Source organism: Flavobacterium sp. FlaQc-52 (assembly GCF_044007495.1).
GTDB lineage: Bacteria > Bacteroidota > Bacteroidia > Flavobacteriales > Flavobacteriaceae > Flavobacterium > Flavobacterium cupriresistens.
Genome location: NZ_JBIPCV010000009.1, coordinates 165,056 through 184,283, shown reverse-complemented (window position 1 = coordinate 184,283; position 19,228 = coordinate 165,056). Strand labels below are relative to the sequence as shown.

The following is a 19,228-nucleotide window of genomic DNA, read 5'->3' as shown; positions in this document are numbered from 1 at the left end:
TAAAAAGTTATTTATTTAGTTTTTTGAATCTCTAAGACTCTGATTTTTGATACTGATTGAAACTCTATTAATTTATACTTCAAAAGTAGGTCGGTTCTTCCGCTTTAAAAACTAATTCCTACCGAGTTGTTGAATTTGGTGACTGAAATGTTTTTTTTCTAAAGGTTCTGAGTTTTTCTTCTTAGAGACTTAGAACCTTAGCAACTCCCCCTAAAGATTCTTCAATTGGTTCTCTTTCTTATTCTCACTAATTGTCCAGAAGAAACCAACAAAGAAAAATCGGTCTGCTGTTGGTATAACGGCTTGTCTGTTGTAAACTCCGTTTGTGTCCGGTGATCTTGCGTAATCATATCCGAAAACATTCTGAGTTCCTAAAAGGTTCGAAACCGAGAAATAAAGAATCTTTTGCGTGGTCAGCAAATAGGCCCAGTTAAAACTCAAACTATTATACGATTTTGTTTTTCCATTCATAAATTGCGTTTGATTGGGATCATTATAAGGTCTTCCTGAACTAAAGCTGTTGGTAAAACCGATCTGTGATTTCCAATCGGTTATGAAATATTTAGTTACAATTGACAGACTGTGATTGGCAATAAAATTAGGCGTTGCCATCGTTGGGAAATTTTTATACTCTCTTTCTGAATCAATGTACGAGTACGAAATCCAATATTCTAAGTTTTTATACAAATTGCTGTCTCTCCAGAATAAATCCAATCCTTTTGCATACCCCGAACCGTTGTTATTGAATACTGAATTGAACTGAATGTCTCTTGTATCATATTTTACCAAATTGCTGTAATTCTTATAATATGCCTCAGCTCTAAAAGTCTGACCTGGTTTTGTAAATTGATAGTTCAGGATATAATGCTGTGCTTTTTCACTTTCAAACTGATGGTATTTGGAATATTTGATATAGTCCACTACAGGAGTCTGCGAGAAATCACCATAAGCAAAAGAGAACTGACTGTTTTTAGAAACTTTGTAAGCAATAGAAGCTCTTGGAGCAATATTTGTTTCGTTTAATAAACTGTTGTTTGAAAGTCGGAAACCTACTTTGGCTGCCAGTTTTTTAGAGAATAAGATATCTCCTTCCGTATAAAAAGCAGCGATTCCTGAATCGTACCCATTAGCCACTTTTAGGGCTGCATTGTCATCAAAATTTTCATTGAATTTGGTGATGAAATAATCTGCTCCAAAAGACAGTTTAAAATAATTAGAAAAATCTTTTCTCAATTTCAATTTCAGTTGTGCGGCATTCTCATTACTGTCAACATCATTGATATCAAACGATACTTTATTTTTACTGTAACCATAGCTTATACCTGAAGTCACTTGCCATCCCGTTCCAAAATTTCCTTTATACGAAGCGTTCAAATAAAAGTTGTTATTGTTTAAATCGGTTCTGATCGGATCAACAAAGTTTACATTTTTCGAATTTAAATCAAATCTTTCCGAATCAAAAGCGGCATACAGTTTAAGAACCCCTCTTTCAAAATGATAGCGATAAACCGCCTCACCACCCAAAGATTGATAAGGGTTATTCCAATCCACATTTTGCGGAATAGCGGCCTGATACGGAGCCAAATTGATATAATTGGTATTGATACTGAACGAACTTTTTTTCCACTTTTGGGTATTCCCTACTCCTAAACCAACCGTCATCAAAGCAATATCTGTTTTATTTTGGTCCGGCTCATCCTGTGTATTTAAAAGTAAAACACTTGATAACGCTTCCCCGTATTCTGCCGAATATCCTCCTGTAGAAAAAGCAATTCCACTAAACAAAAAAGGAGAGAAACGGCTACGGGTTGGTAAATTATTGGTGGTTGCGCCATACGGTTGCGCTACACGAAGTCCGTCAACAAAAGTTTGTGTTTCGCTGGCTTCTCCTCCACGTACAAACAAACGACCGTCTTCCCCCACATTTTGTGTTCCGGGCAATGTTTGTAAGGCTGCAATAATATTACCGGCAGAACCTGCTGTTGTTACAATATCTAAAGGTTTAAGTACCGAAACTCTGGCTTTATCACCCGATTCTAATGTTCCTGCGGTAATAACAACGGCATCAAGCGCATTTACATTCTCTCGAAGTTTAACTGTTTGGTCTTTAAAATTCGCAACATCTATCTCTTGTTTGTAGGTTTCATAAATTAAAAAACTCACTATTAAAAACTGATTTCCCTTTGTTGTGGTTTCAAAAGAGAACTCACCGGTATCAGAACTTGTAGCACCATCATAAGTTCCATCGATATAAATACTGGCTCCCGGAACTGGTTTTCCTTTTTGATCTACCACCTTTCCTGAAATGGTATTTTGGGCGAAAATAAAAGCCGTTGTAAATAAAAATGCAACTGTAAAAATAATCTTGGTTTTCATGTCATTGGTTTTTGATGAGACAAATATATTTTAACACTTTTAGTTAAAAAACATTTAATAACCCAATTGTAGAATTTCATGGATGAGTTGTAAATTACTTATTTGTATCTTAGCTACTGCGTTTTTAAACTACTGATTATGTTAGAAAGTAAAAGAGTTTCAAATTTGTATCAATCCATCTATAATGGAGATCCCTGGCTGGAAGTAACTTTAGAAAATACCTTAAAAAATGTAACTGCAGCTCAGGCTTATCGAAAAATAAACCCCAGACTAAACACGATTTGGGAAATTGTCAATCATCTTATACAATGGAGAAGAAACATTCTACGACGTGTTCAGGGCGAAACGGTCACCACTCCGGATCATAATTATTTTGTCCCCGTATTAGATTCTTCTGAAGCCGCGTGGGAACAATCTCTACAAAGTCTGGCCAAATCACAAGAATTATGGAATGCCTTTCTGGATACTTTTGATGATGGCAATTTTGAAAAAATATATCCTACTAACAATCATACCTACTACGAGCACATTCATGGAATCATTCAACATGACGTTTATCATTTGGGACAGATTGTTATTTTGAAGAAGTTGCTTTAAATTCGTTTCAAAATTTTTTTTAACACATAGAGACATAGATTTTATAGTTTTTGCTTGCGATTATTGTAGAAAATCACCATTTTTTCTCATAGCTGTTCTATGCGAATTTATGTTAAGTGAAACGCCTTTTTCAAAGTTTTCAAACTATGTCTCTATGTGTTAAAAAACAAATCATTACTATTATGAAAAAATCAAACTTCAATACTCAATTTTATAACACATAGACACATAGACACATAGATTTTATAGTTTTTGCTTGAGATTATTCTAGAAAATTACGTTTTTTTCTCATCGTTTTTCTATGCGTTTTCATGTTAAGTGAAACGCCTTTTACCAAGTTTTCAAACTATGTCTCTATGTGTTAAAAAAAAATCATTACTATTATGAAAAAAAACAAACTTCAATACCTCAATTTTATAACACATAGACACATAGATTTTATAGTTTTTGCTTGAGATTATTGTAGAAAATCACCATTTTTTCTATGCGTTTTCATGTTAAGTGAAACGCCTTCTACCAAGTTTTCAAACTATGTCTCTATGTGTTAAAAAAAAATCATTACTATTATGAAAAAATCAATTTTCACACTCGCCTTTTTACTTTTGAATTTAGTTGGTTTCGCACAAGCAACCGAATCCAAATACGACGAAAAATTAGCAAAATCCTTAAATGCCGACGAATACGGCATGAAGAAATATGTCTTCTGTCTTTTAAAAACCGGAACTAACACAACGGCATCTAAAGAAGAAACCAAAAAATTGTTTGAAGGGCATATGACCAATATCGGCAAACTGGTAAAAGAAGGAAAATTAGTGATCGCGGGACCTTTTATGAAAAACGAACGAAATTACAGAGGAATTTATATTTTTAATGTGGAAACTATCGAAGAAGCCAATGCACTTGTCGCGACAGACCCTGCCATTCAGGCCAAATTACTCGAAGCTGAACTTACTCCTTGGTACTCATCAGCAAGCCTGCAGGAAGTGCTAAAACTTCACGATAAAATTGCTAAGAAAAAAATGTAACTCCCTATATGAAAACTGAAAAAGAAAAAATGATTTCCGGCGAATACTATATATCCGGCGATCCTGTTTTAATAAAAGAACGCCGAAAAGCTAAAAACCTCTTACATCGTTTAAACGTAACCGAATATCGTTTGACAAAAAAAGCAAAAGAAATTATAGCCGAATTAATCCCGAATGCAGGTAAAAGTTTCTATATCGAACCCCCTTTTCATTGCGACTACGGGTACAATATTTCTTGTGGAGATAATGTTTATTTTAATGTAAACTGTGTCGTTTTAGACTGTGCCCCCGTAACTATTGGTTCAAATGTTTTTTTTGCACCCAATGTTCAAATTTATACCGCAACTCATCCACTGGATGCCGAATTGAGGAAAACATTAGAAAATGCATTACCTATTTCTATCGGAGACGACTGTTGGATTGGTGGTAACTCTGTAATCTGTCCCGGTGTCACAATCGGTAAAGGCTGTGTCATTGGAGCCGGATCTGTGGTAACCAAAAACATTCCGAACAATTCCTTAGCCGTTGGCAATCCGGCAAAAGTGATTAGAAAATTAAATCAAGAACCTCAATCAAAACTATAATGCTTACCTTAAATAAAGTGCACCATATCGCTATTTTATGTTCCGATTATGAGCAATCTAAATATTTCTACACTCAGATTCTCGGACTTACTGTTATCCGTGAAATCTACCGCGACGAGCGCCAATCGTATAAACTTGATCTGGCTCTAAACGGCACTTATATTGTTGAATTATTCTCTTTTCCGAATCCGCCACAACGACCGTCACGACCGGAAGCTGTTGGCTTGCGTCATCTGGCTTTTGAAGTTACCGATTTGGAAGAAACGATTTCTTTTTTGAACACAAAAAACATAACATCAGAGCCAATCCGAATTGATGAAACAACAGAAAAAAGATTCACTTTTATAGCAGATCCGGATTTACTGCCGATTGAATTTTACGAGAGATAAATCGTTTATCCTTCTTTAGTTGGATTTTCTGCTCTTTAAAAAAGTCTCACGCAGATTTTAGCAGAATCAAATAAAAAAATCTGCAAAATCTGCGTGAAAAAGCTCTTAACTTAATGACATTGTGCTTTAGCTAGAGGTAAAAAAGAAATCTCATAATGACAGACTTTAGCAAAAAAGCGCTATAAATTTGGCTAAAGCCCTTATCTTCTTCCTTGAATTATCCTCCAGCTAAAGCAGGAGGCTATTCAAACATTGCTTTTACCTTTAAAATGAGATTAGTGTAAAAAAACAATTCATTGCTAAAATTCTAAAAAAAATATTCAGTTATATCGCCCAACAAAACACATTATAAAATTGATTTCAAAACTGATATCATTTTATCAATTGCCTCCAGCTTTAGCTGGAGGTAAAATAGAAATTACCCAATGAAAGGCTTTAGCCGAAAAAGAACCCTAAACTCAAACAAATCCACATAAAATCTCCGTTCAGTTACTTTTAACACAATAATATGCTGATTTATTAGGAGAATACTACTTCGATTCTTTAATTTTGTGAATCGCATAAAAATAGTGCGATTTTCAAATTTACTTCTGATGAACAAAACGGCGCAAATCAAAAAAAATCATCAATTTATTGTCTTTCAAAAATTAGTTGTTGTTTCCCTGTTAATTGGTTTTCTCTCTGCTTTTTTAGGAATTTCACTAAAAAAAATTACAGAGTATTACGAAGAAATCTTTTTTCATGAAGTTTCGGTAAATCCTATCTTCTACGTTATTTTTCCGGTTTTCGGATTGTCAGTCATTTATTTTTTAAGACAATATCTTTTCAAAAAGAAAGAGAATAAAGGAATTAAGGAAGTTTTTGAAAGCACCCAATCAAAATCTAAAAACTTACCAACGTATAAAATACCATCCCACTTTATAAACGGATTATTAACCGTTATTTTCGGAGGTTCAACCGGAATCGAAGTTTCAACTGTAGTAGCCACAGCAACAATTGGCTCGGTAGCACAGCAAAAAGAAAATGTTTTTCGAAAATACAAAACCGAATTAATCTGCGCAGGAGTTGCAGCAGGAATCACGGCATTATTCAGCAGTCCAATTGCGGGAATTTTATTTGCCGTTGAGGTTATTTCCCGAAAAGTGACCCGTGCCTTTATCCTCACAAACGGAATTGCGGTTTCAATCGCTTTTGGTTTGATTACGATTCTAAAAGAGGAACCTTTATTTACGGTCAACGTTACAACCTGGCACTTAAAAGCCATTCCGTATTTTATTCTTTTAGGGATTTTAGCGGGAATAAATTCGGTTTATTTAACCCGTTGTGTATTGTTTTTCAAATCTCAATTCGGCAAGATCCAAACGCATTACTATAAAATTCTCTTAGGCTCGATTGTTTTAAGCATTTCTTTATTTGTCTTTCCACAATTGTATGGAGAAGGTTATCATTCTATTAAAATGATTTTTGGCACTTCTTCCGAGCTTCCTCTGACGATTACTTTAGCTGTAACTTTCATCGGAATTTTGATCCTAAAACCAGTCGTAACTTCTGTAACATTAGCCTCAGGTGGTGATGGTGGTGTTTTTGCTCCGAGTCTTTTTATCGGTGCTTTTTTAGGATTATTAGTAGCTTCAATCTTAAATACGTTTTTTAATACCCAGGTAATTCCGGTCAATTTTATGATTATCGGAATGGCAGCAGTGCTGAGCGCCAGTATCCATGCCCCTTTTACCGCGATATTTTTAGTTTGTGGATTAACAAATGACTATACCTTATTTTTACCCATTTTAGCAGTTTGTCTGATTTCTAAATACACGGCAAAAATGATTTATCCGTATACCGTTTATACGTATTCACCAAGTCTAATAAAATAAAAACATGCCTGTTCAGAAAATAAAAAGAAGCTACCGCAAAACACGTTACATCCTTTATAAAGAAACCTTAATCGACTATAAAGAGCACTTTTGGTCCTTTTTAGGTTCTTTCGTCGGAATCGGAATTCTGGCTTACCTGCAGTCTAAAAACTTCTCCGGTAGCGATGCTGTTTATTTAATTGGTTCTTTTGGTGCTTCGAGTGTTTTAGTGTACGGAATCATTCAGAGCCCGTTTTCACAGCCTCGAAATTTAGTTGGCGGACATATAATCTCTGCTTTTATTGGCGTAACGATTCAGAAATTAGTTCCGGACATTGCCTGGCTTTCTGCCCCGCTGGCCGTTTCGTTTTCGATTATCTTCATGCAAATTACCAAAACGCTACATCCTCCCGGAGGCGCAACAGCACTTATTGCCGTTACAGGCTCTGATCAGATCAAAAACCTGGGGTATGAATATGTATTCTCACCTGTCTTAATCGGGGTTTTAGTGCTGCTGCTTACTGCTTTGATTTTTAATAACATGACTTCAAGTAGAAGTTATCCAAGTCATAGTACTTATCACAAACACTATCATAAAATTAGACAGCGATTGACTCGGAAGTAAAGTTCTTTCGGTAACACGATGTCACCCTGAGCGTAGTCGAAGACTTGTTCATTGTAAAGGGCTTCGACTTCGCTCAGCCTGACAGTTGGAGTTTTTAGTCTCGGTTTTCAGTCTCAGTCGCATTTATGTCACCCTGAGCGGAGTCGAAGGCTTAGTCGTTGAGAAGGGCTTCGACTTCGCTCAGCCTGACAGTTGGAAGTTTTAGTCTCGGTTTTCAGTCTCAGTCACCTTTATGTCAACCTGAGCGGAGTCGAAGGCTTGGTCGTTGAGAAGGGGCTTCGACTTCGCTCAGCCTGACAGTTGGGGTTTTTAGTCTCGGTTTTCAGTCTCAGTCACCTTTATGTCAACCTGAGCGGAGTCGAAGGCTGATTCGTTGAGAGGGGCTTCGACTTCGCTCAGCCTGACAGTTGGAGGTTTTTAGTCTCGGTTTTCAGTCTCAGTCGCATTTATGTCACCCTGAGCGGAGTCGAAGGCTTAGATCCGTAAGATTAATTCGTCTTTAAAATATTTTCAACAAATCGTAATTCACAATTCGTATTTCGTTTTTTATATTTTACCTTTGACCTCTCAATAAATACAAAGATTATGGTTTATAAATTTAGAGTAATTCTAGACGCCGAAGAAGACATTTTCAGAGACATTGCAATTCTTGAAGACGATACGCTTGAGGATTTACACAATGCGATCTTCAACGCTTTTGGTTTTGACGGAATGGAAGTAGCTTCGTTTTATACCTGCGATGAAACTTGGAATCAGGAAGATGAAATTCCACTTTTTGATACTGGTGACGTTCCGGGTGAACATAAAATCATGAGTGATTATCCATTATCTGATATCTTAGACAAAGAAAATACCAAAATTATCTATGTGTACGATTTTATCAACATGTGGACTTTCTTAGTTGAATTGGCTGCTATCGAAGAGCAATCTGCAGGAGCAACTTATCCGGAAACCTTATTCTCTCACGGAGAAATGCCGGACGAAGCCATAGAAAAAAACTTTGAAGCGGACATGCACGATGATATCTACGGCGAATTTGAGGACGATTTAGACGAAGATGATCTGGATATGTTTGAAGGAGACGATAGTTTTGAAGATTTCGGATTTGAGGAGAATTGGAACTAACGTAAGGTTCTGAGGTTCTGAGTTACTGAGGTTCTAAGTTTTTTTTATTTACAGAATTTTCTTATTTTTAATAAAATTTAAATTATTACAAATGAGCAATTTCAGAAAGCTTTTAATCTGGCAGAAGTCAATGAGCTTGATTACCAAAATCTATATTTCCACTAACCATTTTCCAAAAGAAGAAATATTTGGATTAACTTCACAAATAAGACGCAGTTCAATTTCAATACCAAGTAATATTGCGGAAGGTTTTGGAAGAGAAAGCAATAAAGAGTTTTTACGCTTTTTAAGTATTTCGATAGGTTCATTATTTGAAATGCAAACCCAATTAGAAATAGCAAAAAACATTGCTTATCTAAACGAAAACGAATTTAATAATTTATATGAGGACAGTCGCGAAGTAGAGAGAATGTTAGTTTCATTTATTAAGAAATTAAAAGAAAGAAACTAAAACCTCAGAACCTTAGCAACTCAGAACCTCAGAACCTTTAAATATGATCAACTTATTCAACACCCACATCGAGTCGCTTTCGATACACCGCGTAGGAAACAAAAGCAGAAATGAAGCGATTTTTTTATCGGAACAACCATTTAACTTAAATGACGAAATTGTGCCTCTGATAAAAGAGTACTTTTTTAAGCCTTTTAGAGAAAAAGAAGAAAACTATTATCAGTTTGCGCACGAAGTAGATTTGGATTATAATGATATGTACAAATATGCTTCGGAGATTTTTGATAATCCGGGCAATGTACAAGAGATTTCTAAAAGAATCACGACACATTTATTTGAGCAGTCGAACCATCCGCACATTAAAAACGGAGAGGTTTATGTAACCTATTTAACCAATCTGAGCATTGATAACAATGTAGTTGATGCGATTGGAATTTTTAAAAGCGAATTACAGGCTGACTTTTTACAATTTGAAGAAAAAAACAGTAACCTTGAGATGATCCTGCAACAAGGAATCAACCTGAGTAAACTGGACAAAGGATGTTTGATTTTTAATTATAAAAAAGAAGAAGGGTACAAAATTCTGACTGTAGACAGCAATCGTTATGATGCGCGTTATTGGTTAGAGCACTTTTTATCTGTTGATGCTTTTGAAGATGAAAACTTCATCACTAAAAAATACTTAAAGTTCTGTCAAAACTTCGCGAAAGATGTGGTTTTACCGGCAGAAGACAAAAAAGAAGAGGTAATGTTTATGAACCGATCCGTGAATTATTTCGCTAAAAATGATCAGTTTGAAGAACAAAATTTCTTAAATGAAGTATTAGATAATCCTGACTTAATTCCTGAATTCAAAAATTATAAAGTTGATAAAGGAGAAAAATACAGCATCGAAGATGTAACCTCATTCCCTATCGCCAACTCAGCGGTTTCTGACGCTAGAAAATCGATTAAAAACGTGATTAACCTGGATACTCATATTCAGATTAAAATGGATTTTATCAACCCTGAAAGTGCAGAAAAATTTGTTGAAAAAGGCTGGGATGAAGAAAAACAAATGTATTACTATTTAGTTTACTTCAATAAAGAAGAAAAAAGCTAGTAGTCATTCATTTTCTATTACTTACTTAAACAAAAAACGGCAACTACTCTTTGTAATTGCCGTTTTTTAATAGGTATATTTTCCAACTATCAAAACAAAGAAAACAGTGCTTTGAGAATATCATCGTAAACTTGTTTGTCCTTCTCGCCCGAACGAGCCAGCACTCTGATTCCGGTATAATTATTAAAGATAAAACGAGCCAGTGTTCTTGCTTCCAGTCGTGTTGAAATCTGTCCTGCTTCCTGCCCTTTTTTGACAGCCGCCAAGAAAATCTCTTCTACTGTTTGTCTGTTATCAGCAACAATTTTAGCAATCTCTTCATCATGCATCGCCAGTTCAACGGCAGCATTCACTACAAAACAGCCCTTTGTCATTCGATCGTCCAAACTTTCAATAATGGCTTGTTTAAAGAGTTCTGTAAGTATGACTTTTATGTCCTCGGGTTGGTTTAGAAGGTCCTTAGTCCCCTCCTGTCCTTGTTTGAGATATCTTTTTAAAGCTTTTGAAAAAAGTTTTTGCTTATCTCCAAAAGTATCGTACAAACTCGAACGACTCAAGCCCAAATGAGATACCAAATCCTGCGCTGAAGTACCGTTATACCCTTTGCACCAAAAGATTTCTATCGCTTTATCCAGAGCCTGATCCTCATCAAATTCTTTTGTTCTGGCCATGACTTCGTAATTAAATTCCGTTACAAAGATACAAAAAATTACGGAACGATTGTTCCGTAATTAGAGCAAAAAATTAGACAACAGTGTTTACGATAAGCCCACCATCTACGACAATCTCTGTCCCTGTTATAAACGAAGCGTCGTCTGAAGCAAGAAAAGCAACTGTTTTTGCAATTTCTGAAGGTTTACCAAAACGTTTTAATAAAATTTTATCGCTTAAAGCTGCTCCAAATCCATCGATTTCTTCTTTTTCTAAACCTAGTTTTCCGAAAATCGGTGTTTCAATTGGTCCTGGTGAGATGGCATTTATTCTAATGTTTCTTGGTGCTAATTCGGTCGCAAAGACACGGTTTAAAGATAAAAGCGCTGCTTTACTTGCGGCATAAACTCCTGAGTTTTGCATCCCGACACTAGCATTTATTGAAGTATTAAAAATAACCGAACCGCCATCATTCAAAATAGGTAATAACTTTTGAAGTGTGAAATAAACGCCTTTTACGTTGATATCCATAATCGAATCATAATGTCCTTCAGATGCAGATTCTAATGGAGCAAAAGAAGCAATTCCGGCATTCAAAAAGACAATATCAATTTTACCAAATTTTGCTGAAACTTCTGATACCAAATTATCAATTGATTTCAAATCCGATTGATCGGCAACAATTCCTGTTACGTTTAATTCTTCTTCGGCTCTCGTTAATGTCTCTTGGTCTCTTCCGGTAACAATTACGCTGGCTCCACGTTCAGCTAATTCTGCTGCTGTTGCATACCCAATTCCGCTATTTCCGCCCGTTACAATGGCTACTTTTCTTTCTAAATTTCTCATTTTCTTATTTTTATAGTATTGATTAATTGATTATTACAGGGCAAAGATATAATAACGGAACAATCGTTCCGTTATTGATTTAGTTAATACTTTGTTAAAAAAACAACCTCGACAATTGCGCTGCTCCCTTAGTAAAAAAATCTATGGGGTCATAAACGAAAGAAATAATAAAAGGAGTAAACATCTTTAATTTATACTTAAATTTACAGCCTAAAAACAAATTAAAATGGATAGTCTTTTAAACAGCGAAAGTCCTTTCAAAACCATAATCTCCTTTCACAGGCTAATTGAATCTTTTGAAGAAATTGCTTTATCGAATGTTGATTATCGCTCTAACTACGCCAAAGCTATTTTGAAAGAAATAGAAACGATACCCGAGTTCAGAACCGGAATTGAAGATTTCAGCATCATTAAAAAAAATGAAGCTTTAATCAAAAATATATCAGCTGATTTATTCCCAACTGCTTTAACCAATAACGAGATAAAAGCGATTACAATCCCTTTTCAAAATATCTCCTTCAACTATACAGAGCGTTTCAAGAAAATTTTACGAAATGCAGGCGATGAATTTTATATGGAAATTCGTGATTTTGACAGTCATCAATTCTATATCAATAATTGTTGTTTAATTTTAAGCAGTTATTACAAACAAAAGATCGATTTTAACAAACCCTTCTTTTATGATATACCGGATGAAGACGGTGTAGAAAAACATTATCGTATTTTGTACAATGCCGATTTTATGGAAATCACGCCAACAGAAAACGCATTACCGCTTACACAAGACGATATTGATCTGTTAATCGACAATTACAATGACATAACACTTTGGAAATCTAAGTTCCCACCCGGAAGTTGGACTTTGAAGGGGTTTGGAATTGTTTCTTTGTTTGATGCTACTACAGAAAGCGCGATCTCCAATTTAAAAAGCAATTTATTAAAACCCGATACACAGTCCGTTGCTACCAACGAAGTGATTGCTGCCATTTTTAGGTCTATTTTCAAAATTCCTGATCTTGAAGTGGGTTTTATCATTTACAATCCCGAAGACGAAAAATTTATCAAGCCGGTTAAATACGACCATCAAATGCAAAGTTTTTTACTTTCGTCTGATCAGGAAGTAGATTGCAAAAATGCTTTTTTTGGATGTTCTTTTGAAAATCTATTAGATAATAAAGAACCTTTTGTTATCTCTAATGTTACAAAATTTATCGAAGCATCGGAAAATAAAAAACTGGGCGAGCATTTGTTAAAACAAGGCATTCACAGTTGCGTTTTTGCACCGGTTGTAAAAGACGGGCATTTATTGGGAGTTGTAGAATTAGTATCTAAAAAACCAAGAGAACTCAACAGCATAAACGCTACCAAACTCGAATTGGTGTTACCGTATTTAACCGATACAATTGACCGCTACAATACCGATATGCAACATCAGGTTGAAGCGATAATTCAACGGGAGTATACGACGATTCATCCAAGTGTATATTGGAAGTTTAAAAAAGAATCACAAAACTATTTTCAAAATACCAATCCAACCAAAGATTATATTTTTAAGGAAATTGTCTTTAAAAATGTTTTTCCTTTATACGGACAAATCGATATTAAAGGTTCATCGGAACACCGAAACGAAACCGTAAAACGAGATTTAAAAAATCAGCTGACTACGATTTTAGAAATTTTCGAAAACCAAAAGCCAAACACGAATCTGATGCTTTTGGAACAGCGTAAATTTGAACTGGAATCGCTTCGTGACGAATTGGACCAGCCTTTAAAAGCAGATACAGAACAACACATTCAGCGTTATATTGAGGAAGAAATTCATCCGATTCTGAAAAACACAAAAAATACGGCTAAAAGCGAAAAACTGGAAGAATTGTATTTTGCGACTCTGGATCAAAAAACCGGAATGTTTTATCAGGAAAGAAAGAAATTTGATAATGCGATGTCGATTATCAATAAAAAACTGGCTTCGGTTCTGGACAGAAAACAAGTAGAAGCACAACAAATATATCCGCACTATTACGAACGTTTTAAAACGGATGGTGTGGAGCACAATTTGTATATTGGAGCCTCGATTGCACCAACAAAACCGTTTGATATCATGTATCTGCACAACCTACGCTTATGGCAACTGCAGACTTTATGTGAAATGGAATTGGAGCATCATCAGCTGAAAGAGTCTCTACCTTATGAATTGGATGTAACTTCTTTGATCCTGGTATTCAGCGCAGCGATTTCTATCCGCTTCAGAATGGATGAAAAGCGTTTTGATGTTGACGGGACTTATAATGCGAGATATGAAGTCGTTAAAAAACGTATTGATAAAGCCAACATCAAAGGAACAAAGGATCGTATTACAGAGAAAGAAAAAATTACGATTGTGTATTCTCAAAACAGCGAAGAAACAGAATATCTAAAGTATATTAAGTACTTACAGCATAAAAAAATACTTGAACCTGCCATCGAACAATTTGAAGTTGAAGATTTACAAGGGGTTTCAGGCTTGAGAGCCATTCGTGTAAAAGTGATTAACAACATTACGAATACAAACGCAAAAAAAATCACTTATCAAGATTTATTAGATGAGCTCAACTAATTTTTAGTTGAGCTTTTTTTTAAAGATTTTTAAACGCTACTACAAACGCAATAACCGTTATAATAATTCCGAACATAAAAAAGTTATACGCAATTCGGAGTAAATTATACTTACGCTGTAAAACCAATCCCAAATAATACAAATCTTTGATCATGGTTGAATACAAATAATCACGGTCTTTCATCATTTCATTCATAGCCCAATCATAATCTTCAAGAGGCATTTTGTAGAAATTTCCAAAAAACATCAGATTTACTTTTTTTGCTTCTACATCATCTCGTGTAAAAAATCCTGAAGTTACTTTTGGTCGTGTTGACAGAATCGCAAAAATGATCGTAATCACACTTGACATCAGCATGACAAAAGTCGGGATTACTAAATGTACATTTTTTGGGCTGTCTAATTTTGGAATAATCGTAGAGAGTGCGATCGAAATAATAATCGCATTTACAGACAATAAAATATTGGCCTTACTATCTGCAATACCGCTTAAACGGGTATGATTTCCAAGGGTAACGCGAAACAATGTATCGATTCCGCGATCCGGTTTTTCGATCTTTTCTTTCTTTTTTTCTTCGTCCTCAAGCTCTTTTACCTTTTTCAGTTCCTGCTTATTGATTCTTTTTTGAACCATGACGATATTTTTCTCTTTTAATGGCTGCCACTTTTTAATAGCATAATCGGTATAAAATCGATGTTTGTTCATTAAAAAATTCAAATTTTCCCTCGCCCAATCCAGGTCAGAAAAAGAAAGATTCATGCTGTTTTTTAATTCAAAACGCAATAATTCGCAAGTCGACTCATATTCTAAACTGGTAATATGAACATAATCGGCATCTTTAATGATCTTTTCTAATTCGGTTTGTGGCACATACTCTTTTACGGTAGCCAAAATCAATTTAGAAACTTCATTTATAAATTCATCAGACTGCCCTTTCTCCTTTAGAAACGTTGTGGCAATCTTTACGCTTTCACTTTCGTGGTTTACGACACCGTTTACATAACCGGTATCATGAAACCATGCCGCTACTAAAAGTAAATCTTTCTCTGCCCCATCCACATTTTCCTTTGCACAAAGCTTATTAACAGCACTTATTACATTAAAAGTATGGTTAATATTATGGTAAGAATATAAATTAGAAAGTTTATCTTTGAGTAATTTACTAACGAAATCTTCGGACTGTTCTATTAGATTCATAAAGAATATTTTAATACTACGAAATTATGAAAATGTTTTCGGATAATCCTTTCATTACTATAATTAAAAATTATTCCACTACTTTAACTTTGCTGCTTATACTAGGCTCATGTGCAACACATAAACCTCAATACGGGAAAAATGTGAGTGCCAATAAAGACGAAAACGCAACCGATACCATAAAAATTGCGCACACTTTTTATTTAGTGGGCGATGCCGGCAATGCAGATCAGGTACAAGCACAACAAACGTTGGAATTATTGCATGAAAAATTAAAAAAATCAAGCAAAAAAGCCACTTTACTTTTCTTAGGGGATAATATCTATCCAAAAGGTTTTCCCAGTAACGACAATGCTGCTGAGAAGGCTTTAGCGGAAACAAAACTTACCAACCAATTAAAACTAACAGAAGGATTTAAAGGAAAAACCATTGTAATTCCCGGAAATCATGATTGGTATAATGGCATTAAAGGGCTAGAACGTCAGGCTGCTTTTGTAACCGATTATCTTAAGGATAAAAAAGCATTCCTACCCCGAAAAAGCTGTGCAATCGAAGATGTTAAAATCGACAGTATCACCACGCTGATAGCTATTGATAGTGAATGGTTTCTGGAAGATTGGGACAACCACCCCACTATTAATGACAATTGCGAAATCAAAACCAGAGAAGCCTTTTTTGATGAACTGGAAAGCCTTCTAAATAAAAATCAAGAAAAGACTGTAATCATTGCCCTTCATCATCCTTTGATGAGTAATGGATCGCATGGTGGACAATTTTCATTAGAAAAACAATTATTCCCTTTAGAGCAAAAAATTCCGCTTCCGATTATAGGTTCTTTTATCAATTTGTTACGTCAAACCTCCGGGGTAAGTCCACAGGATATTCAAAACAAAGAATATACAATTTATATCAAACGGATTAAAACTCTTTTACAAAAGCAAAAAAATGTGATCGTAGTTTCAGGACACGATCATAATCTGCAGTATGTCAATAAAGAAAACATCAAACAGATCATAAGCGGTGCCGGCTCCAAATCTGAAGCTGCCAGAGCGATTAACGCGAATGATTTTTCGTATGGTGGAAATGGGTACGCCACGCTGACTTTGTTTAAAAGCGGCGATGCTAAAGTGACGTATTTTGGAAATGAAAACAATAAAGAAAAAAAGCTTTTTGAACATGAAATTATAAAAGCAAAAGAATTTAACTGGGCTGCTGAGACTCCGAATAATTTCCCGACCACCTTTACTACTTCAATTTATACTAAGGAAATGACCCGAAAAAGTTTCGTTCATTCGTTTCTATTCGGAAAACATTACAGAAAATATTACAGCCTGCCAATTGAAGCTAAAACGGCCACATTGGATACGCTTATGGGTGGTTTGAAACCGATTCGCGAAGGTGGCGGTCACCAATCTATTTCGTTAAGAATGTCTGATGCTAAAGGTCGCGAATATGTAATGCGTGCCATGAAAAAAAGCGCTACACAGTTTTTACAAGCTGTAGCTTTTAAGGATCAGTATATTGTAAATGATTTTCAGGATACGTATGCCGAAGATTTCTTGTTGGATTTTTATACCACTTCTCATCCTTACACGCCCTTTGCGGTTGGTGAAATGGCAGATAAGTTGAGTTTACCACATACTAATCCGGTTTTATATTATATTCCAAAACAAAGCACTTTAAAAGAATACAACTCCAATTTCGGAGATGCTTTGTATATGGTGGAAGAACGACCTGCTGACAACCATTTAGACGTTAAAAGTTACGGAAATCCAAGCGATATTATCAGCACGACCGATATGATGCTGAATCTTCACAAGGATGAAAAATACAGTGTTGATGAAAACGAATATATAAAAGCCCGTTTGTTTGATATGCTTATTGGCGATTGGGACAGACATAGCGATCAATGGCGTTGGGGCGAATATAAAAAAGACGGCAAGGTAATTTACAAACCGATTCCGCGCGATCGCGATCAGGCCTTTTCAAAATACGACGGAGCTTTGCTTTCGTTGTTAATGAACATTCCGGCACTTCGTCATATGCGCACTTTTAAGGATAAAATCGACAACGTTAAATGGTTCAACAGAGAACCTTACCCACTTGATCTGGCTTTTCTAAAAACTTCGGACGAAAAAGACTGGCTGGCGCAGGCAAAATTTATTCAGGAAAACTTAACCGACAGCGATATCGATCATGCTTTTAAACAACTGCCAAAAGAAGTTCAGGATCAAACCATTGAAGAGATTAAGGCAAAACTAAAGATCCGAAAAAAGGAACTTGATCAATATGCTTCTACCTATTTTAAAGTTTTGAGCCATACGGTCATGATTGCCGGAACAGACAAAAAAGACAAATTTATCATCAATCACAATGCCGCAAAAAGCATCGAGATTCAGGTGTACAGAGTTAAAAAAGAAGGAGATGATTTAATTTACACCAAAAACATCACCGACGACAAAACCAAAAATTTATGGGTGTATGGTTTAGATGACAACGATACTTTTCAAGTAATTGGAAAACACAAATCAAATATAAAGATTCGTTTAATTGGAGGTCAGAACAATGATATTTACAACATTGAAAACGGAAAACGAGTGATTGTATATGATTTTAAATCAAAACAAAACACTTATAATTTAGATTCTAAAACACAAACACAATTGACTGACGATTATGATGTCAATTTATACAATTACGAAAAACCCAAATACAATGTAGTTTCGGGGCTTCCGAACATTGGTTATAATCCCGATGATGGTGTGAAATTGGGTTTCAATTTAAATTATACGGTTAACAATTTCAAACAGAATCCGTACACGCAAAAACATGTTCTAAACGGTTTTTATTATTTTGCAACGGGAGGTTTGGAATTTACTTATGATGCACATTTCCCCGGTTTATTAGGTAAATGGGTTATTGATGTGGAGTCAAAATACACCACACCTAATTTTGCCATCAACTATTTTGGTTACGGAAATGAAACCCAAAATAAGGATCAGGAATTTGACATGGATTACAACAGAGTCCGCATTCAGCAATTTAAAGTCGCTGGAGCCATCAGACACGTTGGTCGTTACGGAAGTGAGTTTACTTTCAAACCCTTCCTGGAACAAATGAAAGTGGAAGAAACCAGAGACCGATTCATAAACGTACCTAACAGTATCAATCCTGATATTTTTGACAGTAAACTTTTTGGAGGTGTAAAAGTGAAATACAGTTTTAAAAATTCCGACTTTAAAGCAAAACCAACTTTAGGAATGGCTTTTTCTATTGAAGCGAGTTGGACCGCCAATTTAGACGATGCAAAACAAAACTTCCCATCGTTAGAAAGTATTTTAGGTTTTACACATAAAATTGACAAAAACGGCAAACTGATTTTAGCCACTTACCTTAAAGGAAAAGCGATTTTAAATGACAATTACGAGTTTTACCAAGGAGCCACTCTGGGAGGTGATAAAGATCTGCGCGGTTATAGAAACGAGCGTTTCTTAGGAAATTCTTACTTCTCTCAAAGCAGTGATTTAAGACTTTCTATTGGTAAAATTCAACGCACCATTGTACCATTAACCTACGGAATTTTGGCCGGTTTTGATTACGGAAGAATTTGGCTTGACGGAGAAAACTCCAGAAAATGGCACCAGGATTACGGCGGTGGACTTTGGATCAATGCAGTAAATACGGTCACAGCAAGAATCTCTTATTTTAAATCCCCTGACGAGGTGGGTCGAGTGATTTTTGGGGCAGCCTATAGTTTTTAGCTTTCTGAGGTGCTAAGGCCCTAAGCTGCTAAGTAACTAAGTTTTTTCT

15 protein-coding genes are annotated in these 19,228 nt (G+C 35.5%); 11 read left to right on the top strand and 4 right to left on the bottom strand.

What is annotated here, in order from left to right:
• Positions 1–210: 210 nt before the first annotated feature.
• Positions 211–2,376: a carboxypeptidase-like regulatory domain-containing protein gene (locus ACHRV5_RS16310; RefSeq protein ID WP_395427446.1), complete on the bottom strand. Its 2,166-nt coding sequence runs from the start codon at positions 2,374–2,376 to the stop codon at positions 211–213.
• Between the two features lie 138 nt (positions 2,377–2,514).
• Here ACHRV5_RS16310 and ACHRV5_RS16305 point away from each other — a divergent pair, with 138 nt between their 5' ends.
• The 9 genes from ACHRV5_RS16305 to ACHRV5_RS16265 all read left to right on the top strand — a co-directional run bounded on the left by ACHRV5_RS16305 (position 2,515) and on the right by ACHRV5_RS16265 (position 10,127).
• On the top strand, positions 2,515–2,973 hold the full coding sequence (locus tag ACHRV5_RS16305) for a DinB family protein (RefSeq protein WP_047778617.1): 459 nt from the start codon (positions 2,515–2,517) through the stop codon (positions 2,971–2,973).
• A gap of 566 nt (positions 2,974–3,539) precedes the next feature.
• The gene (locus tag ACHRV5_RS16300) at positions 3,540–3,998 is read left to right on the top strand and encodes a YciI family protein (protein WP_230002915.1); all 459 of its coding nucleotides are present in this window, start codon (positions 3,540–3,542) and stop codon (positions 3,996–3,998) included.
• 8 nt (positions 3,999–4,006) lie between these two features.
• Entirely contained in the window at positions 4,007–4,582 is a 576-nt protein-coding gene (locus ACHRV5_RS16295) for a sugar O-acetyltransferase (RefSeq protein WP_395427445.1), read from the top strand.
• On the top strand, positions 4,582–4,971 hold the full coding sequence (locus tag ACHRV5_RS16290) for a VOC family protein (RefSeq protein ID WP_395427444.1): 390 nt from the start codon (positions 4,582–4,584) through the stop codon (positions 4,969–4,971). Before ACHRV5_RS16295 ends, ACHRV5_RS16290 begins: the two co-directional genes overlap by 1 nt.
• Before the next feature lie 593 nt (positions 4,972–5,564).
• Positions 5,565–6,845, top strand: a complete 1,281-nt coding sequence (locus ACHRV5_RS16285; protein ID WP_395427443.1) for a chloride channel protein — start codon at positions 5,565–5,567, stop codon at positions 6,843–6,845.
• A 4-nt stretch (positions 6,846–6,849) separates the two neighbouring features.
• Entirely contained in the window at positions 6,850–7,449 is a 600-nt protein-coding gene (locus tag ACHRV5_RS16280) for an HPP family protein (protein WP_047778612.1), read from the top strand.
• A gap of 585 nt (positions 7,450–8,034) precedes the next feature.
• A complete protein-coding gene (locus ACHRV5_RS16275; protein WP_047778611.1) occupies positions 8,035–8,574 on the top strand; it encodes a hypothetical protein in 540 nt (179 codons plus the stop codon).
• 91 nt (positions 8,575–8,665) lie between these two features.
• On the top strand, positions 8,666–9,025 hold the full coding sequence (locus ACHRV5_RS16270) for a four helix bundle protein (protein WP_047778610.1): 360 nt from the start codon (positions 8,666–8,668) through the stop codon (positions 9,023–9,025).
• 43 nt (positions 9,026–9,068) lie between these two features.
• Positions 9,069–10,127, top strand: coding sequence for a nucleoid-associated protein (locus ACHRV5_RS16265; RefSeq protein WP_047778609.1), 1,059 nt, complete (start codon positions 9,069–9,071; stop codon positions 10,125–10,127).
• 89 nt (positions 10,128–10,216) lie between these two features.
• Here the strand turns inward: ACHRV5_RS16265 and ACHRV5_RS16260 are convergent, their stop codons facing one another.
• The gene (locus ACHRV5_RS16260; RefSeq protein WP_395427442.1) at positions 10,217–10,798 is read right to left on the bottom strand and encodes a TetR/AcrR family transcriptional regulator; all 582 of its coding nucleotides are present in this window, start codon (positions 10,796–10,798) and stop codon (positions 10,217–10,219) included.
• A 73-nt stretch (positions 10,799–10,871) separates the two neighbouring features.
• Positions 10,872–11,624, bottom strand: a complete 753-nt coding sequence (locus ACHRV5_RS16255; RefSeq protein ID WP_395427441.1) for an SDR family oxidoreductase — start codon at positions 11,622–11,624, stop codon at positions 10,872–10,874.
• A gap of 226 nt (positions 11,625–11,850) precedes the next feature.
• On the opposite strand from ACHRV5_RS16255, the gene ACHRV5_RS16250 reads away from it, so the two are divergent.
• Positions 11,851–14,220 carry a GAF domain-containing protein gene (locus ACHRV5_RS16250; protein ID WP_395427440.1) on the top strand — a complete coding sequence of 790 codons (2,370 nt, stop codon included), beginning with the start codon at positions 11,851–11,853 and terminating at the stop codon, positions 14,218–14,220.
• Between the two features lie 19 nt (positions 14,221–14,239).
• On the opposite strand, the gene ACHRV5_RS16245 is transcribed toward ACHRV5_RS16250, so the two are convergent.
• Positions 14,240–15,418, bottom strand: a complete 1,179-nt coding sequence (locus tag ACHRV5_RS16245) for a Pycsar system effector family protein (RefSeq protein WP_395427439.1) — start codon at positions 15,416–15,418, stop codon at positions 14,240–14,242.
• Between the two features lie 26 nt (positions 15,419–15,444).
• Here ACHRV5_RS16245 and ACHRV5_RS16240 point away from each other — a divergent pair, with 26 nt between their 5' ends.
• Positions 15,445–19,179 (top strand): metallophosphoesterase, encoded by a 3,735-nt coding sequence (locus ACHRV5_RS16240; RefSeq protein WP_395427438.1) that lies wholly within the window; start codon positions 15,445–15,447, stop codon positions 19,177–19,179.
• The last annotated feature ends 49 nt before the right edge of the window (positions 19,180–19,228 follow it).